The organism is Paenibacillus sp. FSL H8-0168, from assembly GCF_038592955.1.
In the GTDB taxonomy this organism is placed as follows: domain Bacteria; phylum Bacillota; class Bacilli; order Paenibacillales; family Paenibacillaceae; genus Paenibacillus; species Paenibacillus polymyxa_B.
Window position 1 is genome coordinate 4,402,176 of the sequence record NZ_CP151948.1, and the last position, 24,852, is coordinate 4,427,027.

General features: G+C 47.2%; 23 protein-coding genes and 1 other annotated feature. All 23 genes read right to left on the reverse strand.

Annotated features, from left to right (window positions below):
* Entirely contained in the window at positions 1–663 is a 663-nt protein-coding gene (minC, locus tag MHI21_RS19420; protein ID WP_013311597.1) for a septum site-determining protein MinC, read from the reverse strand.
* A gap of 82 nt (positions 664–745) precedes the next feature.
* Entirely contained in the window at positions 746–1,276 is a 531-nt protein-coding gene (mreD, locus tag MHI21_RS19425; RefSeq protein ID WP_069290212.1) for a rod shape-determining protein MreD, read from the reverse strand.
* Positions 1,276–2,097 (reverse strand): rod shape-determining protein MreC, encoded by an 822-nt coding sequence (mreC, locus tag MHI21_RS19430; protein WP_043882320.1) that lies wholly within the window; start codon positions 2,095–2,097, stop codon positions 1,276–1,278. Before mreC ends, mreD begins: the two co-directional genes overlap by 1 nt.
* 55 nt (positions 2,098–2,152) lie before the next feature.
* The gene (locus tag MHI21_RS19435) at positions 2,153–3,187 is read right to left on the reverse strand and encodes a rod shape-determining protein (protein WP_013311600.1); all 1,035 of its coding nucleotides are present in this window, start codon (positions 3,185–3,187) and stop codon (positions 2,153–2,155) included.
* A gap of 105 nt (positions 3,188–3,292) precedes the next feature.
* On the reverse strand, positions 3,293–3,985 hold the full coding sequence (radC, locus tag MHI21_RS19440; RefSeq protein WP_025722728.1) for a DNA repair protein RadC: 693 nt from the start codon (positions 3,983–3,985) through the stop codon (positions 3,293–3,295).
* A 13-nt stretch (positions 3,986–3,998) separates the two neighbouring features.
* The gene (locus MHI21_RS19445; RefSeq protein ID WP_061828812.1) at positions 3,999–4,607 is read right to left on the reverse strand and encodes a Maf family protein; all 609 of its coding nucleotides are present in this window, start codon (positions 4,605–4,607) and stop codon (positions 3,999–4,001) included.
* 22 nt (positions 4,608–4,629) lie between these two features.
* Positions 4,630–4,872: a DUF4321 domain-containing protein gene (locus MHI21_RS19450; protein ID WP_023989955.1), complete on the reverse strand. Its 243-nt coding sequence runs from the start codon at positions 4,870–4,872 to the stop codon at positions 4,630–4,632.
* 121 nt (positions 4,873–4,993) lie between these two features.
* Positions 4,994–6,259 carry an SPOR domain-containing protein gene (locus MHI21_RS19455; RefSeq protein WP_165179230.1) on the reverse strand — a complete coding sequence of 422 codons (1,266 nt, stop codon included), beginning with the start codon at positions 6,257–6,259 and terminating at the stop codon, positions 4,994–4,996.
* Between the two features lie 166 nt (positions 6,260–6,425).
* A complete protein-coding gene (gene murC / locus MHI21_RS19460; protein ID WP_013311605.1) occupies positions 6,426–7,805 on the reverse strand; it encodes a UDP-N-acetylmuramate--L-alanine ligase in 1,380 nt (459 codons plus the stop codon).
* A 6-nt stretch (positions 7,806–7,811) separates the two neighbouring features.
* Positions 7,812–9,188 carry a folylpolyglutamate synthase/dihydrofolate synthase family protein gene (locus MHI21_RS19465; RefSeq protein ID WP_341163293.1) on the reverse strand — a complete coding sequence of 459 codons (1,377 nt, stop codon included), beginning with the start codon at positions 9,186–9,188 and terminating at the stop codon, positions 7,812–7,814.
* A gap of 36 nt (positions 9,189–9,224) precedes the next feature.
* The gene (locus MHI21_RS19470; protein WP_342418751.1) at positions 9,225–11,891 is read right to left on the reverse strand and encodes a valine--tRNA ligase; all 2,667 of its coding nucleotides are present in this window, start codon (positions 11,889–11,891) and stop codon (positions 9,225–9,227) included.
* A gap of 53 nt (positions 11,892–11,944) precedes the next feature.
* Positions 11,945–12,229 (reverse strand) — a binding site (T-box leader).
* A gap of 71 nt (positions 12,230–12,300) precedes the next feature.
* Complete coding sequence (locus tag MHI21_RS19475; protein WP_342418752.1) at positions 12,301–13,632, reverse strand: LysM peptidoglycan-binding domain-containing protein; 1,332 nt, start codon at positions 13,630–13,632, stop codon at positions 12,301–12,303.
* Between the two features lie 126 nt (positions 13,633–13,758).
* Positions 13,759–14,673, reverse strand: a complete 915-nt coding sequence (locus MHI21_RS19480) for an RluA family pseudouridine synthase (RefSeq protein WP_342418753.1) — start codon at positions 14,671–14,673, stop codon at positions 13,759–13,761.
* Positions 14,670–15,974: a glutamate-1-semialdehyde 2,1-aminomutase gene (gene hemL / locus MHI21_RS19485; RefSeq protein ID WP_025722720.1), complete on the reverse strand. Its 1,305-nt coding sequence runs from the start codon at positions 15,972–15,974 to the stop codon at positions 14,670–14,672. Before hemL ends, MHI21_RS19480 begins: the two co-directional genes overlap by 4 nt.
* Before the next feature lie 30 nt (positions 15,975–16,004).
* Positions 16,005–17,003 (reverse strand): porphobilinogen synthase, encoded by a 999-nt coding sequence (gene hemB, locus MHI21_RS19490; RefSeq protein ID WP_341163291.1) that lies wholly within the window; start codon positions 17,001–17,003, stop codon positions 16,005–16,007.
* Between the two features lie 47 nt (positions 17,004–17,050).
* On the reverse strand, positions 17,051–18,607 hold the full coding sequence (cobA, locus tag MHI21_RS19495; RefSeq protein WP_103050161.1) for a uroporphyrinogen-III C-methyltransferase: 1,557 nt from the start codon (positions 18,605–18,607) through the stop codon (positions 17,051–17,053).
* A 4-nt stretch (positions 18,608–18,611) separates the two neighbouring features.
* The gene (gene hemC / locus MHI21_RS19500) at positions 18,612–19,538 is read right to left on the reverse strand and encodes a hydroxymethylbilane synthase (protein WP_061828815.1); all 927 of its coding nucleotides are present in this window, start codon (positions 19,536–19,538) and stop codon (positions 18,612–18,614) included.
* Between the two features lies 1 nt (position 19,539).
* A complete protein-coding gene (locus MHI21_RS19505) occupies positions 19,540–20,187 on the reverse strand; it encodes an NAD(P)-dependent oxidoreductase (protein WP_165179223.1) in 648 nt (215 codons plus the stop codon).
* A 7-nt stretch (positions 20,188–20,194) separates the two neighbouring features.
* Positions 20,195–21,022, reverse strand: coding sequence for a cytochrome c biogenesis protein CcsA (gene ccsA / locus MHI21_RS19510; protein WP_061828817.1), 828 nt, complete (start codon positions 21,020–21,022; stop codon positions 20,195–20,197).
* A gap of 16 nt (positions 21,023–21,038) precedes the next feature.
* Positions 21,039–22,433 (reverse strand): glutamyl-tRNA reductase, encoded by a 1,395-nt coding sequence (gene hemA, locus MHI21_RS19515; protein WP_069290219.1) that lies wholly within the window; start codon positions 22,431–22,433, stop codon positions 21,039–21,041.
* 249 nt (positions 22,434–22,682) lie between these two features.
* Complete coding sequence (gene speD, locus MHI21_RS19520; protein ID WP_025365654.1) at positions 22,683–23,081, reverse strand: adenosylmethionine decarboxylase; 399 nt, start codon at positions 23,079–23,081, stop codon at positions 22,683–22,685.
* Positions 23,082–23,348: 267 nt separating this feature from the next.
* Positions 23,349–23,936 carry a non-ribosomal peptide synthetase module gene (locus MHI21_RS19525; RefSeq protein ID WP_134904425.1) on the reverse strand — a complete coding sequence of 196 codons (588 nt, stop codon included), beginning with the start codon at positions 23,934–23,936 and terminating at the stop codon, positions 23,349–23,351.
* 290 nt (positions 23,937–24,226) lie between these two features.
* A complete protein-coding gene (gene yihA, locus MHI21_RS19530) occupies positions 24,227–24,838 on the reverse strand; it encodes a ribosome biogenesis GTP-binding protein YihA/YsxC (protein WP_061828820.1) in 612 nt (203 codons plus the stop codon).
* Positions 24,839–24,852 lie beyond the last annotated feature (14 nt).

The following is a 24,852-nucleotide window of genomic DNA, read 5'->3' on the forward strand; positions in this document are numbered from 1 at the left end:
CTACACCCCTTTGAACACGTTAAAATCGCGGCCCAGACGCACAATATTGCTCATTTTATCTATTTGCATAGCGCCATCCTTGAGATACGCAAATTCCATACCGGATTCACGTGTCTCCCATTCGTCTGGTGGACGGCTGATCATTTCGGAAATTCGCAGCTGTGTCGGTGCAAAATAGGAAGCCGCAATGATCGCTTCACTATTTCCCTCCATCCCTGCATGCGCCATGCCTCGCAAAGCGCCGAGGACATAAATATCACCAGTACATGTTATAATTCCACCCGGGTTTACATCTCCCAAAAAGAGTAGGTTCCCATTGTGATGAAGCACTTGACCAGAACGGATAATCCCTGTCACCGTGTGAATAGGGGGCTTTCCCTGCACTTCCACAGGCAGTCCAGGTGATTCTACAGACCTGATGAGCAGATTCCCCTTTTGCTTCAAGATCTCCAGAATACTTTCCTTCTGTTCCTCTGTCACTTCTCGGCTTCCCAGCTTAATATCCACATGAATGATCGGGCCTGTTAAAATATTTTGATGACTGTGCTCCAGCTTAAAACGCAGCTCACCTAGCAAATCCTCAAACTCGCATTGATCGTCCAGCAGGAATACCAGGCCATCTTTGATGCCTTTAATCGTGACATGATTCGATTTCACCGCCATTAGCCTGTCCCTCCTATCTCAATCATTTCGTCCCCGGGACGTCAAATCCCTGCTAACCCGGACAAAATGTGTGTAAAAAGACCTAGACGGCCTCTTCCTTTTTCACACGGGTACCCAAACGCTGCAATTGCTTGCGAACCGGGACATAAATGATGAGGGCGAACAGAAAATGGATAAATAAATCAGGAATCATATACTGAGCAAGTGCCCAATTGAAAGTCTGATGATTCAGCTGGAACAGCTGATCAATAGCAAAAAGCATAGAATCCAGCAGGAAACTACCAATCAACACGGCTGCCATCATAATGGGCATCGGCGCACGTCGTGCTGTAAAAACAAGCCCCAATAAGTATGCAGACAACCCCATTGCAAAAGAGTAAGGCCCAATGATAAACCCGTAGAACACTACATCATGAATAAGTCCAAAAACAATACCTAGCACCAATGCTGTATGACGGCTGTAATACACAGACACAAACAAGATCACGACATATACAAAATTCGGAACCATTCTTGAATGCCAACTATCCGGAAGAAGCCACGGAAGAATCGTCCCTTCAGCTATAAACAGTACAAACAGCAGCAGTATTAGAACCTGACCGCGCATCTTCATTATTCCGGTACCTCAGGAGTATAAAGGATGAGCAGTTCTTTCCAATCCACAAAGCTGGCTGCCGGTTTAATAATCGCTGTTCGTGTTTTGCCAAATTCCCCAACCTGAATCTTCTCTACCGTTCCAATCATTAGGTTTTTGCGGAATTTCCCACCTGCACCAGATGTAATAATCTGATCGCCCTTTGCGATTGGGTCTTTTTCTTCAATGCGAGTCATTTGAAATCTGTTCGTACCCGGATCATAGCTTTCAATCATACCAAACGATTGATTTTCCTTGCCCAAGACTGTCGCTGCAATAGCATAAGAATTCGGATTTTTAGGATCCAATGTAGTCAACAACGTAACGGTGGACGTAAAATTCCCAGTACGACTAATGACTCCTACAAATCCTTCAAGCGAACTGACTTCCTGACCAACCTTCGCTCCGTCCTTCTCACCAATATCAATCACAAGCGTTTTGGAATCATTGCTGACGCTGTTCACTTGAGCAACGCGATAATCATAATTATTTTTCGCCTTTTGCGTTTGGGTGAACTTCAGTTCATTCTGCAGTCTGGCATTTGTTTCAACATAATTATGGGTCTGAATCTGGTCACGAGTCAGCTTTGCCACAGCAATTTTTAATCGTTCATTTTCTTCGTAGATGCTGCGCATATTTCCGATATCTTCAAAGAAGCCCGCTATTGCTGAAGCGGGCCTGTAAAAGATACCTTGCACAAAGCCAATTGAATCTCTGGCGAACTTCTCGGGCCAAGTTAAGGAATTTCTCTGTCCAAGTGTAATCCCCATAAGGGCAATAAACAGAACGATTCCGATCAATAGAACAAATAGTCTTTTATTGCCAAACAGCTTAAACAGTTCCTACACCCCCGATTCAACGTTTGGAACGGACGGCAGAACTGCTGCGCGATTTGAACAAATGAATATTTTCCAGCGCTCTGCCTGTACCGATTGCCACACAATCCAGAGGATTTTCTGCTACGATCACCGGCATTCCGGTTTCACCTGCCAACAGCTTGTCCAGATTACGCAGAAGTGCTCCACCACCAGTCAGTACGATTCCTCTATCCATGATGTCCGCTGCCAACTCGGGAGGGCATTTTTCCAGTGTTACTTTGACCGCATCCACTATTGCATTGACTGTATCCGATAATGCTTCGCTAATTTCATCAGAAGTAATCGTAATTGTCTTCGGCAAACCTGTTACCAGATCACGTCCGCGGATTTCCGAGGTTTCCACTTGCTCTAATGGCATAGCTGAGCCAACTTCCATTTTCAGTTGCTCTGAAGTCCGTTCACCAATCATCAGATTGTATTGACGCTTTACGTATTGGATGATGGACTCGTCCATTTCATCACCTGCCACACGCACGGAGCGGCTTGTTACAATCCCGCCCAGGGAGATGACTGCCACCTCGGTTGTACCTCCACCGATATCGACAACCATACTTCCTGTTGGCTCCCATACAGGAAGATCAGCGCCAATTGCTGCTGCAAACGGCTCCTCTATCGTATATGCTTCTCTTGCACCTGCTTGCTTCGTCGCATCTTCAACAGCACGCTGCTCCACTGCAGTAATGCCTGAAGGCACACAAACCATCACGTTCGGATGACGTGGAAACAAAGAGCGTTGGGCTTGCGCCTGACGGATAAAATATTTGATCATCGTTGCTGTTGTATCAAAATCAGCAATGACACCGTCCTTCATCGGACGAATCGCACGGATATTTCCCGGTGTGCGACCGATCATTTTTTTCGCAGATTCACCAACAGCCTCAATGGTTTTTGTATCTGTACGCAAAGCAACTACAGATGGTTCACGAACCACAATTCCTTTACCTCTTACGTATACAAGCGTGTTTGCCGTCCCCAAGTCTATTCCCAAATCTTTTGTAAAGCCACCCAGCATGATGTAATCTCCTTTTCTCTTCCCTGAAATCTGTTATCCATGTATAAACGGTTTATTCAGGCCGGATTATCCGGTCGTGTTTAAATGTTTGATTTAAATATTATATTATATCAGACCTTGTTCCTTCAAACTTACAAAGGTCCCGTCCCCGATCACAATATGATCAAGCACGTCGATACCCACGATGTTGCCCGCTTCCATCAGGCGGCGAGTCAACTGAACATCCTCTGGGCTTGGCTTCGGATCACCGCTCGGATGGTTATGAGCGCAAATTATTGAAGCACTGCTGCATTTGATTGCTGCCCGAAATACTTCACGAGGATGCACGATGGCAGAATTCAGGCTACCCATAGATAGTGTTTCCTGAGCAATGACATGATTTTTAGTATTAAGGAACAAGCATACAAAATGCTCTTTCTGCAAATAACGAAGCTGCTCAAACAGCAGATCTGCCACATCCCGCGGGCAACTAATCACCGGGGTCTCCAAATGGCGAGACAATGCTAATCGACGCCCCAGTTCGATACCCGCTTTTAGCTGTATCGCTTTAGCATCCCCAATGCCCTTAATCTGGGTCAACTCGCTCAAGCTCATATCCACCAGTTGACGCAAATTTCCTGCCTGCTGCAAAATACGCTGCGCTAAATGCACCGAAGACTCATTTTGCGTTCCTGTACGCAGCAATATTGCCAGCAACTCCGCGTTGCTTAAGGCATCCGCCCCATATGTCATCATGCGCTCTCTTGGTCGTTCTTCATGGGGGAGGTCGCGAAGCATCAGTATTGGCGACTCCAGCATATGTTTATCCCCTTTATGGACGCAACACATTCACTCCAAAATCGGACAGCATGTCCGACAGCAAGGAAAGCGGCAATCCTACGACGTTAAAATAACAACCCTGAATAGATTCCACCAGCGTAGCACCCATGCCTTGAATGCCATACGCTCCTGCTTTATCAGACGGTTCACCAGTATTCACGTATGCCACAATTTGCTCTTGACTCAGAGGCTTCATTGTAACCTCCGTTTGGCGATGTCTGACAAGCATTTCGCCGGTTCCGGTATGTATGCAGGCTACCCCGGTGTACACACGGTGTGTTCTTCCCTGCAATGCAGTCAGCATGCGAACCGCGTCCGCATGGTCGGCAGGCTTGCCCAGTACCGAACCATCCAGCACGACAATGGTATCACTGCCAATCACCAGTCCGGCTTCCTTCGACTGAGTGGCGGTGTTCACGACCGCTTCGGCTTTGCGTGCCGCAAGGGTCTCCACGATTTGCTGAGGCGTCCAGCTCTCAGGCGTGCTCTCATCCGCATGACTCGGCACCACCTCAAAGGGGAGTCTCAAAAATGCGAGTAATTCCTTCCTTCTTGGTGAAGTCGATGCCAGAATAATGCGGGGCGTAATTTTCCCGTCCATAAGGGAAGCTCCTTTTCATCAGTTAGAGCCTGCGGTACAGCCAGAACGCGGCAATGATGCCGATCAGACTAAGCAGGCTCAATTCAAAATTTATCGTTATGTTGTAGCTGATAATATCCAGGTCCGCTCTCGGCGACCAAGATATCCTAGTGGGGTGGGTCAGAAAGGAAAGGAACTTGATCGATTGAAGAGCTTTGGCAATCCATGCACCCAAGAGCCAACCGAGCAACAAAAACAGTATAAGCATTCCTACATTTTTTTTCATCCTGATCTTCCCTCGCCATTTTTTGACACCTTCATTATTATACGGTGATTTGTACTGCAATACAAACAGAAATCCGGCAAGGGGAACTATTTCCAGTTCCTTGCCGGAAAATATGGTTAGTCTATTGTTTTATGAATTGGATAAATTCCTTCTCACGCAAAACATATTCCATCATGGAGGACTGAATCTCCCAAATGTGTTCCTTGGCTGTATTCTTATTGTATTCCCCAAGTGCAGAGATCGCGCTGTTCATCGCCTTTTCAAGTGAGGTTGCGGAAGCAACCGCTTCCTTTGGAAGACCGGTAGGAAGTGCAGTGATATTTTGTGTCCACTGCTGATGCAGGTCGTTCAGCTCCTTCATGTCGGAGGCTGGCACCGTATTCGCACCTCCTTCTCCCAGCAAGGTTGAGGAAAGTCCGCTCAACTTACCCACCAATGAACTACTTAACTGAAAAAAGCCAGTGAGTTTATCGCCTTCGCCTCCGTAAGCCGCTTTTTCGAATCCAGGCAATTCAAGCTCACGAACATACAATTCGACTCCTTGTGTTTTCAACTGATTGCTGAGTAACTTAGCTTGCTCCCTATCCGGTGATATTCCTGCATATACCCGGTTTTGGTCCTCGGTATCCCCTCCTGCTGCAATGCCTGCCTTCAACAGTTCTTCTTTTGCTTGTAAGGCCCGTTCTGGAGTGCTGAAAACCCCATATTGCAGCAAATAGTAGGTTTGTGGAGGTACCTGAGCCTCTATGACAGTGACAGGGACAGAATTCTCTTTTGCAGATATTGCATCCACACCAACGGATTCTTTAAAGACCGGTACAGCCTCCTCTACTGAGGGATCTGCTCCCGGGACCATGCCTCCTCCGTTAAACAGTAACAACATAATATATCCAAACATACCCCCGGTCACCAGTGCGCTGGCTACAGAACCAACCAGTTTCCATCTAGAAGGGTGGGGCGGACGTTTTCTGTACTCTTGGCCAGAATGATAAGCTTCCTCATTCTCTTCTAGGCTATCTGGTAGAACGTCCGCATCTGACCAAGAAGCCGCCGAACGGCCAAAGGGGTCATCCCATCCCTCTTGTACTCTTAATGTCGGAGCAAAGCGCCGACTTGAAATGCGTTTATTCAGATCCTCAGGCTCATTGAGCTCTGCTTCTTGCGTAGTTACAGCATTTTTATTCATTCCTCTAATTCGATCCGTTCCTTTTTGCGGGTTATCAGCTTGATGAAGCTTATCTTTTTGATATAACCCCTTATCTCTAATCGTTTCACGCTGTTCGTTCGTAATCGACTCGTTTTTGTACGGAAGCACCTGTAGCTTATCCTCCCGGCTTGTCTCCGGCAACTGTTGGTCGAACCGGAATGTCATCTTGGTCTTGTTCATGGATGCACTCCCTCCTTGTCCCATACTTCCTCATAGTCTGTTGTATGAGTCAAGCTAAGAATATATGCCCCAGCATTACAAAAAAAGGTATCCCGAAACACAGTCGTGTTCGGAATACCCTTGAATAAATGTAATTCATTGGCGTAACAGCTCTTTTTTATACGTATTACACTTGCTGTCCGCGAAGATGGCGCGCTAACGCGTCACCTGCTTTCCAAATATCTCCCGCTCCCATCGTCAGCACAAGATCACCCGGCTGTAATCGATCCTTCAACTCCTCGATCACGGCTTCTTTGGTCGGCAAATAGATTGCATTAGCATTGCTGTTTTGGACGATTAAATCCACGAGCTTGGAAGAATGCACGCCTTCAATCTGTTTTTCTCCCGCTGGTGAATAAATATCGGTAATGATGACTTCACTAGCCTCGCTAAACGCACGGCTAAACGCATCGAGCAGGAAAAAGGTGCGGCTATAGCGTTGCGGCTGGAATACAGCAATAATACGCTTGCCAGTCGCTCTCGCTGCGCTAATCGTAGCCTCAATCTCTGTTGGGTGATGCGCATAGTCATCAATAATCAGTATGTCATTGCTTTCACCTAGTACTTGAAAACGACGCTTCGCTCCGTGAAATTCTACAATAGTAGCAGCGATTTGATCGAATGGAATCCCTGCTTCCAAACAGGAAATCACAGTAGCCATCGCATTATACATGTTATGTTTACCCGGCACTGATAGTTCGATCGTTCCGAGTGCTGTTCCTTTACGGCTCATAGTGAAGCTTAATCGACGGTCACCTAATTGGATATCTGTCGCCATATAATCCGCTTCATGCTCCACTCCATAAGTAATGACCCGAGTCTGGAGCTGAGGCAACATTTCCCGGATGTTCTGATCATCTGCGCATACAATAGCCGCCCCATCCGGTCGAATTTGACTCAAAAACTGTACATAGGCACTTTTCAGACGATTAAAGTCGCCATCGTAATTTTCCAAATGATCCGCTTCAATATTGGTTACAATGCCTTGCCAAGGATGATATTGCAGGAAAGAACCATCACTCTCATCCGCCTCAGCAACGACAAACTCGCTTTTACCTGCTTTGGCATTCGTCCCCAAATTCGTGATTTCGCCGCCAATAATATACGTTGGATCAACGTTACATCTTTCCATAACCAGAGCGATCATGGAAGAGGTTGTCGTTTTACCGTGCGCACCCGCAACAGCTATTCCCTTCCGTTCGTTAAGCAAGCGAGCCAGCATTTGCGAACGATGCAGAGTTGGAATATTCAATTCCTCCGCTGCCACCCGCTCCACATTGTCACGTGACAATGCTGTTGAATAGACGACGATATCCGCGCCTGCAATATGCTCAGGTGTGTGTCCAATATATATTTTTGCGCCTTTTGCCGCCAGTTTTTCTGTCAGCTCCTGTGATGCCACATCTGAGCCAGTCACAGTATAACCCATCTCCAGCATGACCCGAGCAATCGCGCTCATCCCGTAGCCGCCGATACCGATAAAATGAACATGTTCCGAAGTAATCAACAAATTTCACCAACCTTTTTCCGAATCGGTTTGATACATAAGGGTAGCCCGTACATCCGCAATAAGGTACAGCGTGCCGGACACCACCCCCAGATCTTCCGCTTCCGTATGTGACTGAAGCAGGCCTAGAGCCTTTTTCCAGTCACCTTCTACAATTATTTTTAAATCCGTTTTGGCATAAGACGGCCGCAGCTTCTCCACGAGATGAGCCAATTCAGCGGCATTCATTTTGCGGCGAAAATCGGGCTCGGTCAGGATAAGCGTATCCACTAGTGGCAGTATATGCTGCAAGTATGCTTCATGATGCTTGTTTGACAGCATTCCCATCATTAAAACCAATTTTTTGTACGAATACACTTGAGGAAGACTCTTGGCCAGCGTCTGTGCTCCTTCTGGATTATGAGCTCCATCAAGGACAATCCTCGGCGAGGTACTGACTTGTTCGAGACGCCCTGCCCAGGCAGTTTGCCTAAAACCCTCCAGCAATTCTGCATCATCCAACACAAAAGCCATATACTGACGTAGGACCTCAAGTGCCATCATAGCTCCTGCCGCATTAGAACATTGGTGCTCGCCTAACAACGTGATGTCAATTTCCATATGTCGGAAGGGCCCCGCGAATGAAAAGGTTTGAGCTGTTTCATCCCCTTTTAGCCGTTCATACGTAAACTGTTCTCCTGCCAGGTACAAGGTAGCTCCTTGCTTTGTCGCCGTTTCACGTATGACCTGAATAGCCTCGGGTTGGGAAACACAACTGACGACAGGTACACCCGGTTTGATGATACCGGCCTTTTCCCTTGCAATCTGTTCGAGCGTATCTCCCAAGATATCCGTATGGTCATAGCCGACATTCGTAATAACCGAGACGATTGGATTCACGATATTAGTTACATCCATCCTTCCCCCGAGACCTGTCTCCCATACCACAACATCTGGGAAAGATACCGTAGCATAGTATAAAATAGCCAATGCTGTCGATACCTCAAACATCGTAGGTGATCCCAATTCACTATCTGCGATTTCTTTCACCAACGGATACAAGCGATTGGCAAGCAAAACCAGCGTTTCATCGGGAATATCGGTCCCATTGAATTGAAAACGGTTCGTAAATCGGGTGATGTACGGAGACGTAAAAGTTCCGACATCGTACCCACATTTCAGTAGCACAGAGGTCAGAAAGGCACAAGTTGAGCCTTTACCGTTGGTTCCCGCAATATGCACAAATTTCAGATGTCGTTGCGGATCACCCAATTTACTCATTAGCTGTTCAATTCGTTCCAATCCGGGTCTGATACCAAACGGAATCAAGCCGTTAATCCATTCCACTGCTTCATCATAGCTTTGTAAAGGAGCCGTGTCTCCGCCCCTGATCGTATCTGACATCCTCTTCACCTTCAGGTCATTTTATTGTGAGTGAAATTATCCCTTGAGTTCTTCAATACGTGCGATAACTTTAGCGCGCTTATCTGAGTAATCGGCTTGCTTGGCCTTCTCTTCCTCGATGACTTTAGCTGGTGCCTTCGCCACAAAGCCTTGGTTAGATAACTTTTTCTCCACGCGCTCCACTTCACTGTTCAAATGCTGAAGTTCTTTTTCCAGTCTGCTAATTTCCTGGGCAATATCAAGCAGTCCGGCCAGCGGCAGGTATAGCTCTGCGCCGCTAACTATAGATGTCATCGCTTTATCTGGAACGGTGAATTCTAATCCCGCGTCGAATTCAGACGTATTACAGAATCTACGTACATATTCCCCATTGCGGTTAATGATATCGAGAACGGCTTGATCACCGGGTTTTATGAGTAATTCAATTTTTTTACTCATCGGCACGTTGACTTCAGCACGGATATTGCGCACAGCGCGAATTACGTCGATCAGCAAATTCATTTCTGCAACTGCATCCTTATCCTCAAAAGAAGGATCATAAACAGGCCAAGCGGCCAGTGTAATCGTCTCTCCCTCATGCGGAAGATGCTGCCATATTTCCTCAGAGATAAACGGCATGAACGGATGAATCATGCGCAGTGTCCGATCCAATACATATGCAAGTACGGACTGCGTTTTCTTTTTCGCCTCTGCATTTTCGCCATATAGGGAAAGCTTCGCAAACTCGATGTACCAGTCGCACAAATCATCCCAAATAAAGTTATACAGAAGGCGGCCTGTCTCGCCAAATTCATAAGCATCTATTAGACGCGTGATGTCGCGTGAAGTTTCGTTTAGACGATGCAAAATCCAACGATCAGCAGTGCTTAAGTCACCAGTAATGTCTATATCTGCCGAAGTGACGCCTTCCAGGTTCATCAGCGCAAAGCGTGACGCGTTCCAGATTTTATTGGCAAAGTTTCGGGCCTGCTCCACCCGCTCCCAGCGGAAACGAAGGTCTTGCCCAGGCGTGCTACTGGTGGAAATCATATAACGCATGGCATCGGTACCATATTGGTCAATCACGTCAAGCGGATCAACACCGTTGCCGAGGGATTTGGACATTTTTCTACCGTCCGCATCACGAACCAACCCGTGCATAAGTACGTCCTTGAACGGAATCTCTTCCGTAAACTCCAACGCGGTAAAAATCATACGCGATACCCAGAAATAAATAATGTCATAGCCTGTAACCAAGACATTAGTCGGATAGTATCGTTTGAGGTCCTCTGTCTGCTCAGGCCAGCCCAGTGTCGAAAACGGCCATAAAGCCGAGCTGAACCAAGTATCCAGCACATCCTCATCCTGTTTTAGCTTTCTGCCAGCATACTCAGGCAAAGTTGTAGGGTCCTCCGCCGATACAATAACTTCTCCGGTTTCTTCATCGTACCAAGCCGGAATACGGTGTCCCCACCATAATTGACGGGAAATACACCAGTCACGCACATTTTCAATCCAATGCAGATAAGTACGTTCAAAGCGATCCGGTACAAAGTTTACGCCGTTGCCAGCCTTCTGCACTTCAATCGCTTTAGCTGCAAGAGGCTTCATTTCCACAAACCATTGTGTGGACAGATAAGGTTCTACAACTACACCTGTACGTTCGCTGTGGCCTACTTGATGTACGTGCTCTTCAATACGAATCAGTACACCCTGCTCTTTCAGATCAGCGACGATTTGCTTACGGCAATCGCTACGATCAAGGCCCTGATATTTGCCTGCTTCGGCATTCATCGTTCCCGTTTCGTCCATCACCGTAATTTGTGGCAGCTGGTGACGTTGTCCCATTTCAAAGTCATTCGGGTCGTGAGCCGGTGTAATTTTAACCGCGCCGCTACCGAAATCTTTATCAACGTAGTCATCCGCAATGACCGGAATTTCCCGTCCGATGATTGGGAGCACAAGCGTTTTGCCGATCATTTGCTTGTAGCGTTCATCTTCCGGGTGTACAGCTACAGCTGTATCGCCCAGCATCGTTTCAGGACGTGTAGTGGCTACCGTAATAAATCCGCTACCGTCTTTCAGTAGATATTGCAGGTGATACAGATTTCCGTTCACCTCTTTGTATTCCACCTCAATGTCCGATAATGCAGTACGTGCAGCAGGGTCCCAGTTAATGATGCGTTTACCGCGATAAATCAGACCCTTCTTGTACAGTTTAACGAATACCTCACGTACCGCTTGGGACAGTCCCTCATCCAGCGTAAAACGCTCACGAGAATAATCGAGAGAAAAGCCCATCTTTTCCCATTGGTTATGGATATTATCTAGATAAAGATCCTTCCACTCCCACACTTTCTCCAAGAACTTCTCGCGGCCCAAATCATAACGTGTCAGGCCTTCTTCACGCAGCTTTTGCTCTACCTTTGTTTGGGTAGCAATACCCGCATGGTCTGCCCCTGGCAGCCACAAGGCATCATACCCCTGCATCCGCTTGGCGCGAATAATAATATCCTGCAAAGTAAAGTCAAGAGCATGTCCAATATGCAACATACCTGTAACATTCGGTGGTGGAATAACGATTGTAAAAGGCTCTGCCTCTGGATGTTGCCCAGCGCGGAAATAGCCCTTCTCCATCCACGTTTTGTACCATTTTTGTTCTGCTGATTTTGGATCGTACGTTGTTGGCATTTCCAAGGTTGTCTTGTTGTCTTGTTCTGACATATCAGGATACCTCCATGATTTTTCAATTGGCAAATAAAAAAAGCCTTTCATCCTCAAAGGACGAAAGGCTGTTCTCTCGCGGTACCACCTTTGTTTCACCCCTTGTGTATGTATCCACTGATCCATTACACATGGTGTGACACTTTATGCAGATAACGGTTGCGGACCGGCCTTATTCTACCGTGAGCCTCTTATCTTCCGTAGGAATTAAATGAGGAACCGTTCAAACAGGCGACTCCCGGGTGACTTCGGCCAGTAGCTTCCTGCGGAACCTCACAGCGCTGCAATTCCACTCTCTGAAGGGCTTGCTGCCTACTCTTCCCGATCTCAGTCTTTCAATAACTATACCACATCATACATTTCCCATTGACTATAGTCAACACCCGCCGTGCATTTTTCAGCAACCGGATCAAGGGATATACAATACCTGTCCTTCTTCCACATGATGCTCCGCCAATCTGTTATACAGTTGAAGCTCACGTGTGCTGAGCTGATAACGGTCAGCTATGGTTTCCAGTGTATCCTCGCGCTGTACAATGCATAACCGCACCTTACGAAAAGGTGTTTCATCTTGTGTATGAAAAAAAAGGTTCTTCCACTTGGCATTCTCTCGCTCTTCTTCGGCTTTATGATCCTGATCCTGCGGCTCCTGCTCCAACTGCTGCTGGTATTCGGCTTCCTTCACCGAACGGCTGGATTGGAGCAATGATGAGTAGACAACCGGGTCTGGCTCGTCTGCCCCTTCATCCTTTTTACTGTTGAGCGCTACACGCATCTCTGGCTTATCCTCAGTAAAGGTATCATGGGCCTCGTGGTTAACCTGTTCTGACGCTTCAGGCCTGAAGTCGAAGTTATCTACTTGACTCGCTTCCAACTGTGTCTCCAGATAGACCTCGGACTCCGTGGCATGATGCGGTTCAGACAGCAAAGGTTCATATACTATATTAGGAGATGCGGAAGATACTTTAGGCTCATTTCCCCCTGCCCATGCTTCCTCTTGCTGAAATCCCCACACTTCCGGAGACCCATGCTCATGCTTGACCTCGGGAGAGCTGTCTTCAACTGCTTTGCCCGTCCAAGGCTCATAGAATCGGTTAGGATCTACTGCCGACTCATAAGCTTGCTGTTCCGACAATGACTTCTGTTCCTCATGGTCCTTAGACGGCTGTTCCCAAGAAACGGACTCCTGTTGTGCTGGCACTCTGTAGGAAGTTTCAGGATCTGTAACGTAATCGGAGGACGAGTCATTGGTAGAATAGGCCTCTGCATGATGATGCTCTCCATCGGCGGAAAGGGATTGAACCGGTTGCTCAGGTGCATGCACTACGGTAAATTCCTCATCCAGCCAAACCGCCGTCTCCTCCGCGTGCGAGCTTTCCACGCCATGCAAAGAAAGAACGCCTGTAATGTTTAGACTACGTAAAGAAAGCAGGTCCACATCAAAATTTTCAATCTCGACAGAGATATCTTCCAATCTCCCTACGCGGTTTAGCGGAATGGTAATTTCCACAGGGATCAAATGATGAAGCTCGCTCGTGATCTGTTCAGGTGTGCGGTACACGCCCTCCAGCAGCAAATGCCCTCGCAAAGCGGCATGGTCGCCGTGGGTTACAACCTGAATGCGTGGCAGAAGCTCAATTTCCTCCAACTCAGCAATCCCGGCAGCTTCCTCCGTCAAATGAATGCGTTCATAAATATCAAAACGCAAGCCTTGCGGCTGATCATTCTGTTGTTTGTTCAAGGATGGCATCCTCCTTTGGGCAGTCTCCGCACATCCTCTGACTTCTGGTCAGGCGCACGGAAACTCCATATTGCAAACCGTTTCTAGGTTCAAGTATATGCGCCAAAATAGAAGGCATGCCATCTTTTATAGCTGTTTGTGTAGCTTTTGAAAATCATCCGGCCAAGCATCCTCCACGGTAATCGTTTCGCCACTCAGCGGATGACGGAAGGTAAGACGCTCCCCGTGCAGCGCCTGCCTGCCAAAATCAGTAGCCCGCCCCCCGTATAATACATCCCCAAGCAACGGGTAGCCAGCATGACTAAGATGTACGCGAATCTGGTGCGTCCGGCCTGTCTCCAGCGTCAGATATACGAGACTCACTGCACTTGGACCGCTTCCCCATACTTCTCCGAGTTCAATATGGGTAACCGCCTTTTGCCCAGTTGGAGATACACGACGGCGCTGCTTATGATGCCTGTCCTTGCCAATCGGCCAATCCAACGTTCGCAGCGATGGGGGTACTTTCCCTCGTACCAAAGCTACATACCTGCGGCCTATATCCTTAGCTCGCATTTGCTCGTCCAGCTTGAGCAACGCAAATTCATTTTTGGCATATAGCACTGGGCCCGTCGTATCCACATCCAGACGATGCACATGCCGTACCGCCGCATGAATGCCATTCATCTCATAGTAGGATGCGACAGCATGATCCAACGTCAGCGGACCATCCTGCACAGCGCCGTCCGGATGTACTGCCATACCTGCCGGTTTATGCACTACCAGGCAAAAATCATCTTCATACAGTACCTTCAAATCATACCAACGAGGGGTGATTCCAAGGTTCATTACAGGAAAAAGGGCCAGCCGCAGCCGGTCCCCTGTAAGTTCAATCTCTTTTGCATGACGCAGTCTGCGCCACAGCTTTTCCGGTAATTCCAAACGATTCAGCAACCACTGATCTACAACATCAGCATTGTTTTTTTCCCCGTCTGTGATTTCCCGTCCTGGCGTGACTTCCAGCCACGGTCCTCTTCTTTTCCAGCCACCTTGCCAGCTCATAGACGTTTGAGCGCGCGATAGTTCGCCTCAATGGTGGCATCAATATCCTCTACCGTATGCACGCCCGACACAAACATACCCTCAAATTGAGATGGTGCCACACTGACTCCCTCATTCACCATTTCAGTAAAGTAACGGCGGAAGTGGTCCTGATTACTCGTTTTAGCTGTGTCAAAATTGACAACCTTTTCTTCTGTAAAAAATGGACAAACCATGGAACCCACGCGATTGATCGTGACAGGGATACCCAGCTCGCTCGCATTACGTTCGAATCCGGCTTGAAGTCTTGCTGCCCGCTCTTCCAGGCGATCGTATACTTCTGGCGTCAGCAATTTAAGTGTCGAATAACCTGCTGCCATAGCCAGCGGATTTCCGCTAAGCGTACCCGCTTGATAAATTGGCCCCGATGGAGCAATCTGCTCCAGAATATCCCGACGTCCGCCGTAAGCACCTACAGGGAGTCCACCACCAATCACTTTACCCAGACAGGTAAGATCCGGCGTCACACCAAAGCGACCTTGAGCCGAATGAAGTCCAACCCGGAATCCAGTCATCACTTCATCAAAAATCAGCAGACTTCCGTACTGCTGGGTTACCTCACGCAAACCTTCCAAAAATCCAGGCTGTGGTGGTACAACTCCCATATTGCCTGCTACTGGCTCGACAATAATTGCGGCAATCTCTTCGCCAAATTTCTCAAAAGCTAGCTTCACCGAAGCCAAATCATTATAAGGGACGGTGATGGTATGGGTGGCTACGACTTCAGGTACACCCGGACTATCGGGCAAGCCTAATGTCGCAACACCAGAGCCTGCTTTAATCAGCAAACTGTCCGCATGACCGTGATATGATCCCTCAAATTTAAGGATTTTACTACGGCTCGTAAATCCGCGTGCGAGTCGAATCGCACTCATAGTCGCCTCAGTTCCGGAGTTAACCATACGTACAATGTCCATAGAAGGAACACGCTCACATACGAGCTTGGCCATTTCGGTTTCTGCCAACGTTGGTGCGCCGAAGCTGGTTCCTTTTACAACAGCAGCCTGTAAAGCTTTAACCACTTCGGGATGTGCATGGCCCATAATAAGCGGTCCCCATGAACATACATAGTCTAAATAGGATTGACCATCAATATCATATACACGCGATCCTTCGCCATGGTCAATATATACAGGTGTAATCCCAACAGATTTAAAAGCCCGTACCGGGCTGTTAACGCCACCCGGAATGTATTGTTTTGCCTCATCAAAGGCTACTTTGGAGTTCGTATCCTTGCGCACTTTCCGTTGTTCGTCGATCAATCTGACCACTCCTATCTTCTGAAAATAGACTTATTGCTTCAACCATCTTGCCGCATCCTTGGCCGAATAGGTGATAATCATATCTGCACCCGCACGCTTCATGCTTGTCAGAATCTCCAGCACCATTGCTTTTTCATCAATCCAGCCTTGAAGAGCGGCTGCCTTGACCATGGCATATTCACCACTAACGTTGTAAGCCACCATAGGCAGATCAAATTGATCCTTAATCGTGCGCATCACGTCCAGGTAAGAAAGAGAAGGCTTCACCATCAGCATATCCGCACCCTCCAGCACATCAGACTCCGCTTCTCGCAATGCTTCACGTGCATTGGCAGGGTCCATCTGATAGGATTTGCGGTCACCAAACTGCGGCGCAGAATCTGCGGCTTCCCGGAAAGGACCATAAAAAGCAGACGCATATTTGACGGAATACGACATAATCGGAATATGTGAAAAGCCTTCCAGATCCAGCCCCTGCCGAATCGCTTGTACAAAACCGTCCATCATATTAGATGGCGCGATAATATCCGCACCAGCTCTGGCCTGAGAAACGGCTGTACGTACCAGCACCTCCAGAGATTCATCATTCAATACTTCACCGCATACCTCACCATCATGCTCATGCATTTGTACCATACCGCAGTGACCATGGTCCGTAAACTCACACAAACAAGTGTCAGCCACAACCAGCAGTTTGGGATAACGAGACTTGATCAAACGAGTAGCTTCCTGAACAATACCATCGTCCACAAAAGCCGAAGTCCCTACACTGTCTTTTGTTTCCGGTATGCCAAACAGGAGCACGGCGGGAATGCCAAGCTCACTAATCTCTTTCAGTTCTTCCTCCAGCCGATCCAGAGAAAAACGGTATACACCTGGCATAGAGCTAATTTCCTGTTTCACCCCAGTGCCAAATGTTACGTAGATCGGTTGGATAAAATCAGCGGGATTCAATACCGTCTCACGCACCATACTGCGAATTGCAGACGACTGACGCAAACGACGATGTCTAGTAAAAGGAACACTCATGAATACAAACCTCCATTTTTTATACATTCATTAGCAAAAACAAAAAATTATAATGTCATAAGAGTACTTGATCGTTTCCAGTCACATAACGATTGGATCAGACTTTCAATGGTTGCCTTCTCTGACATAAAACTCACAGTCAAACCGGCTTGGGTAGCTGTCTCACCGGTCAAAGGACCTATTACAGCAATCGTAACTCCCTCCAGCAGCGACAATGGATCATGGATCCCCATTTGCCTGAGCGCTTCCAGAAAAAAGGTGACGGTTGAGGAACTCGTAAACGTAATCGCATGAATGGCACGTTCCTCAAGCAGCTTGAGGAGCTCGTCATCCTGTGTGTTGGCTGCCAGCACAGTTTGATACAAATCAGCCTCGGTCACATGAAGCCCCATCTCCCTCAGCTTTTCTGGCAGCCACGGCCGTGCTAGATCACCTCTAGGTAGAAATACGTTCTGCCCTGCCTGCAAATCCTGCTCAAACCCTTCGAGCAAGCCTTCTGCCTGAAAAGGGCCTTCGATCTGTTCTGCCACAATTCCGTGTGTCCGAAGCGCAGCTGCTGTAGCTGGTCCGACTGCGGCAATACGAGCTTTGAACAGCATGCGTACGTCCTTGCCCTGTTCCTTTAAGTGCGTGAAAAAGTATTCAACTCCATTAACGCTAGTGAAAAACACCCAATCATATTCAGGTAGTCGCGCAAATGCCTCTTTAATTTCCTGTTTGGTTGACTCGTCCGAAGGGGCGACAGTCTGAATAACTGGAAATTCATAAGGCTCGCCGCCAAGCTCCTCAATCCGGTGAACCAGACTGCTGGCCTGCGCACGCGCGCGAGTAACCAAAATCCGCTTGCCAAACAAAGGCATGTCCTCAGCCCATTTTAACTGTTCACGTTGATTGACCACTTCTCCGACAACGATGACGGCGGGAGGTTGAAAATTCGCGGCCTTCACCTTAGCTTCAATATCCGCCAGCGTACCCACCAGCGTATCCTGCTCGGCGCGGGTCCCCCAACGGATCAAGGCAACAGGAGTATTTGACGGCTTGCCGTGTTTTATCAGCTGTTCACTGATATAGCCGATCTTGGCTACACCCATCATAAAGATCAGTGTGCCCGTTGCGTTCGTCACTTTATCCCAATGAATACTTTTGTCGAGTTTATCGGGACTTTCATGACCTGTAATGATAGACAGCGATGAGGCCATATCCCTGTGTGTGACTGGAATGCCCGCATAGGCGGGCACACTGATTGCTGATGTGATGCCGGGTATAATTTCATAAGAAATACCATGTTTACGCAGTAGCCCGGCTTCCTCGCCGACTCGTCCAAATATAGTGGGGTCTCCCCCTTTAAGACGAACAACTGTTTTTCCTTCCAAGGCCAAATCCACCAGCAGCTGATTAATTTCCTCTTGCTTCATGGTGTGACGATCTGGCAACTTGCCGACATAGATTTTTTGGGCACCTGGCTTCATCAATCCCAAGAGGCGCGGGCTTGCCAGTCTGTCGTATACAATGACATCGCCCAATTGAATGCATTCCCAACCCTTGACCGTAATTAATCTTGCGTCTCCTGGTCCTGCACCTACCAAATATACTTTTCCTGCCATGCTATCATCCCCTCACCTGCGCAAGAATCTGTTCCGCTCCTTTGGCTATCAAACTGGCCGCCACCGCTTCTCCCAGCTTTTGCGGATCATTTCCCTGGAGCGTTTCCTTCAAAATAACCTCGCCATCTGGCGAGCCTACCATGCCCGTGAGGCTGATTTCTTGACCAGCCCAGACCGCATGAGCCCCGATCGGCACTTGGCACCCCCCATTTAACACGCCCAGAAAGGTTCGTTCTGCCGCAACGGTAGCCGAGGTATCCCGATCGTTGTAAAGGCGCAGCAAGGCCAGTAGCTCTTCATCGCTCGCACGACATTCAATACCTAGCGCTCCCTGCCCGACTGCCGGCAAACAGTCTTCTTCCGGTATATAGGACGTAATTCGCTCTTTCCAGCCCATCCGATGCAAGCCTGCTGCCGCCAAAATGATAGCGTCAAAACCTTCCGTCTCCAGCTTTTTCAGACGGGAATCAATATTACCACGCACAGGCTCCAATTGTAGATCAGGTCGCATGGACTTGATTTGACTGGCTCTGCGCAGACTGCTCGTGCCCACCTTTGCCCCTTGAGGCAAATCCTCCAGGCTCTTGGCGCCCAATGTGATCAGGCAATCACGCGGGTCCTCACGGCGCGGCACAGCGCCGTTAACAAGCCCTTCCGGCAATTCGGAAGGCATATCCTTCATACTATGTACTGCCATATCAATCTCACCAGCCAGCATGGCCTGTTCAATTTCTTTGACAAAAAGCCCTTTGCCACCCACTTTGGACAAGGTTACATCCAATATTCGATCACCCTTGGTCAGGATTTTCTTCACGACAAATTGCAAATCCATTCCATGCTTTGCGCACAGCGCGTTCAAATCTTCAATGACATGCCCGGTCTGAGTTAACGCCAGCGCACTCTGTCTGCTGCCTACCACAATTGTTCGCATGTTATTCCTCCTGATTTTGCGCAATCCATAGGTCTATTTCTTTTTCGGTCCAAGCCATAAATTCATGACGCCGTATTTGATCCAAAATTCCGCTACTCGCCAAGCGCCTCAGTAGTTTGGTCCTTTGCTGTGGGGAACTTATCTTACGTTTGATGATCTGTCGCATATCGTGCATGAAATCCAGATATGGCTCGTATTCGCTACCAAACAACGTATTCAAAGCTGATGTAATATCAGTGGTCACAGCAGGGCCAGCCCCTTCTGTGGAAATACTAATCGTCAGTCTTCCTCGTCGAATGATACCCGGCGTTATAAAGTCTCCCTCTTCCGATCGATCCGCCACATTTACCAGTATACCCCTTTGTCTGGCCTCATGCGCAACCTCATAATTCACTTCTCTCTGGTTCGTCGCCGCATATACAAGAAAGGCTCCCTGGAGGTCACCCTCGCGATATACGCGATTTACCCAGTGGAGCTGCTTGTGATCCGCCAGAACCTGTAAATCCGGCGTTATATTCGGGCTAATGACGGTAATGAATGCCCCACTTTCCATCATCCCCTTTACCTTTCGTTCCGCAATCCTACCGCCACCTACAACACAACAGATCTTATTCTTACAATTCAACGAAATCGGGACAAAATGCTGCAAAAGGCTTTCACTCTCCCGTCCACTGATGAAATACAGACCAGGAATTCAGCAAAAAATTAAGAATCAATAGCGTGTAGCCCACCAATGCCCACTTTGCCATGACAAGCCCTGAACGCTGATTCAATCTTTTGCTCACTAAAAATATAATATACACGCACAAGGCAATCGCTGTCATCAGCACCTTGGTATCTAGCAAGAGACGCCAGCGTTCCTCGGCAATAATTGAAATAACGGCAACTACAATTGAGACCCCCAACAAAGGAGTACCAATCAACAGCGCCATATGCGTATACCGGTCCATCATTTCTAGACTCGGCAGGCGTCTGATCGTGTCATTCCATTTCTTTACTTTCAATTTACGATGCAAAAACAGATATAACCCCGAAAATACAGCTGCTACCGTCATTGCTACAAAACCAAGATTAGCCAGCGCAATATGAATCAGGAGCAGACCATGAACTGTATGCCAATTTCCAAGTGGGTTGTCGAGAGGCTCCATCCATATATTGTTGAGCACTAGCACTGCAAAACTAATAATATTAAGCAACAATACCGCAAATTCGGATCGCTGATAACGTGTCAGAATCAAAGAAATCAGTACCAAAATAACTGAGAACAGAAATAGAAAATCGTAGGTCACAAAAATAGGAAGATGCCCTTCATTCCAGGTTCTTATCCCCATATAAGCAAGCTGGAGCACCAGAACGACAACAAGAAGCCCTGTACCTGTCCGTTTAGCATTCGCATTGCGACGAATCCCATCCGAGAATACAAACAGAAGGCTCAGGGCAAAAACATAAATCATTGAATCATATATAAGCATGCCTGAAGCCACTTCTGTTCACCCACCTTTACAGGCTGGCCGGCGCAAACGACGCTGGCAAAGCCTGAGCCTGAACGGTTTTTTCATGAACACCGGCTTCCGGTTTCATTAACGCAGACGCATCGCTTTTATCTACTTTCTGAGCGGCGTCATCCAAACGATCCTCTAGAGCAAAAATATGGCTAAACATGTCTAGGGCCTCATTTCCCTGCTTTTGAACAGCCAGTTCCTTTACCCGATTGATCGGATCATGCATCATCTGATTCAGCATACTTTTCGTCAAGCGGCTAATCACTTTGCGTTGCCGTTCATCCAGCTCGGGAAGCTTATTGAACAAGCTTTCCAACGTATCCTGATGTACAGACTCCGCTTTTTCTTGTAATGCACGAATCACCGGACGCACTCCCATCGTTTTCAACCATTGATAAAACTCGCTAAGCTCATCTTCGATCATATGCTCGATTTTTGTAGCTTCGGTACGGCGCATTTCCAAATTGCTCTCCACGATCCCTTCCAGATCATCAATATCGTACAGGAAAACATTCTGTAATTCACCAATAGCCGGGTCGAGATCACGTGGAACCGCAATATCAATCATAAACAAAGGACGGGACTGTCGACGTTTCATACTTGCTTCAACCCGAGTCCGATCCAGAATATAACCCTGGGCACCTGTCGAGCTAATGACAATATCCACATCCGCCAACCGATTCATACCTTCCTCCATCGTAACCGGCGTTCCATGGAACTTGGAGGCAAGGTCTTCCGCACGGGACAAGGTTCGGTTTGCTACAATAACCTCGGCTGCTCCACCGCTGTACAAATGCTTAACGGTAAGCTCGCTCATTTTACCAGCACCGAGAATCAGTACCTTTTTATCGGTAAACATCCCGAAAATCCGTTTGCCCAGCTCAACTGCTGCATAGCTGACAGATACGGCACTTTCTCCAATAGACGTCTCCGAATGGGCACGCTTGCCCAATGTGACGGCCTGCTTAAACAACATATTAAACCACGTTGCCGTAATTTTCTGGGATTGAGCCTGAAGAAAAGCGTTCTTTACCTGTCCCAAAATTTGTGTTTCTCCGATTACCATAGAATCAAGGCCACAAGTCACACGGAACAAATGCCGAATCGCCTGCTCGTCCTCATATATATATAAATGTTGTGTAAATTGATCACGCGGAATACCAAACCATTGCTCCATAAAACTGCGTATAAAATAACCGCACATGTGAAGGCGGTCCACCACAACATATATTTCAGTCCGATTGCAGGTTGCGACAACTACGCCCTCCAACACACTTTTGGTAAGTTTGAGTTGTTCCAGCGCTTTTGGCAAATCTTCTTCTGCAAATGTAAAACGCTCTCTGACTTCCACAGGCGCCGTACGATAATTCAACCCAACAACGACGATGTGCATTGCAAATTCACCTGCCTAAACTGTAATAAGAATAACCACTGTTATCATAAACTATGTTAATTATATCACAGAAGTCCGAATCTCCTCCGGCTGTTTTATGAATTGTTTATGAAAATTGGATGACGTTCATGAACATCTAGCATGTTCTGTAAGATTTGATTTAGTGTAGACCACTTTTAAAACAAATAACCATGGAAATGTTCCATGGTTATAATATAGGACGCACAAATGGCTCCATAAAAGAACGATTTACACCAACTCAGCCAACTTGCACTCCGGTGATTCCACCTGAAGTTCTCCCAAGCCGCGAATCAGCTTCTTCGCATATGTTTTTTTCGGTTTTAGAACGGATACCAGGTAATCAATAGCCAGCTGCGGATCGACAGTCTCACCGCAAGTATAACAATCAATAGCGGCAAATCCTCTCTCAGGATACGTATGAATAGAGAGATGACTCTCCGACAACAGTACAAGCACGGTAGCTCCCTGTGGTTCGAATTGCTTGGATTGAACAGACATCACCGTTGCTCCGCAAGCTTCAGCTGCTTCAACTAATTGAGCCTCCAAAAACTGCGCATCATTCAGTAATTCAAACTCAACACCCCAAGTATCTACGGCAACGTGTCTTCCGAAAGTTGAGTACTCCAATTCCATCTTTCGGTTCCCCCTTCCTAGGAATAAAATGTTTGAAAAAATTTCATCCGCTAGGACCTACGTCATTCACTTCCCGAGGGAATAACCTCTCGCAACATTCAATGTCCTGAGTGAATCCTGGTTCCTATATTCATTTTCAACGAGATTAAAAATAACATCTATGTGCAGCAAATGCAATCATTTTTTTGGAATAAAAAAGCCCCTTTCGGTAAAGAAAGGGACTACACTGCATAACGATTCATTCCATGTATTCATGCCTTATTAAGCTTCCAGTGCAAATAATTTCGAGCAACTCATTCGAAGCTTGTGGTCAATCTGTTCCAACTCCGAGAAAGTACGCGCCAAATTCCGCTGGTCAAGCAACGAATTAATGAGATGATATACGTCTGATATTTCATTTTCGACGTTCTGATGCTGAAAAAGCTGTTGCAGTTCCTGAACCGTATTTTTATATTCAAATACCAGCCTGGAGCCTACGGCATTCTTCTCCATAATTTTACGAACCGTACCTTCATTATAAAAATACACCATAGTGAATCCTTGATACATTCGGTAAACGATGCCTTCGCCCTTAAAACGAACAAAAAGTTTGCGTATAAACAGGGTTAGTTGCGGATGAATTAAGCGGCAAGTCAATTCACACACAAACGCTCCCTCTTGGGCTTCAAAAAACAAATGAACTTCCTCACCCGCACTATGCTCCAGAACGATTTCCTGTCTTCCGTTATCTAGAACTTTAATATAGTAATGCACCTGGGGATCATCCACTGCCCGCAAAAATTCGTCCATTTGAGTTTCCGACAAGGTCAAAGTGGTTTTAACATACTCTGTGGCTAACCGCTGAGCCATACCAATCTCCTCAATTCTTTCCTGAACCTATAAGTTTAAGCTTTATGCTTTATTATACATCAGACCTACAACGCTTTTCTTGCACATCAAATCATAAATTTCCGCCATACATCGGAAATAAACGGAAAATGATAGGGTTGAGACTGCATTATACCCCATATCCTCACTCTTCTACTTAAATTCCACGAGTTCCTTTAGTTATTATATATTATTCCCACCATTTTAGTGAGTTTAATATTTTGTGAAGCCCGAATCATGAAAAAAGGACGCCCTCAAGGACGTCCCTAACCTTACAATTCCGTCTGCTCTTCGTCGTCATTCTCTATATAGCTGGAGATGACAGACCACAGCTCTTCCTTGCCCATACCTTCTTCGGATGAAAAGGGGATAAACAATCCCCCGGGAAGTATTCCGAGTTCCTGCTTGATTACCTTATAATGCTTTTCTCGCCGCGTTTTAGGGATTTTATCTGCCTTAGTGCCTACAACGCAGACTGGAAGCCCGTGATGGCGCAGCCAATCGTGCATCATGATATCGTCCTTGGACGGCGGATGACGCAAATCCACCATTTGAAGCACCAGCTTAAGTGGCTCACGCTCCAGCAAATAAGACTCAATCATCTGCCCCCAAGCCTTGCGAGACGTTTTGGATACCTTGGCATAACCATAACCGGGAAAATCGACAAAATAGAGGTCATCATTAATCCGGTAATAATTGAGTTGCTGGGTTTTACCTGGCGTAGAACTGGTACGCGCCAAATTTTTACGGTTAATCAACCGATTAATCAGTGAAGACTTTCCTACATTGGAGCGCCCCGCCAGAGCAATCTCTGGCAAAGCGTCCACAGGAAACTGATCGGGGCCAACCGCACTTATTATAAATTCTGCTTTTGTTACTTTCATTGTGTTCTTAATTC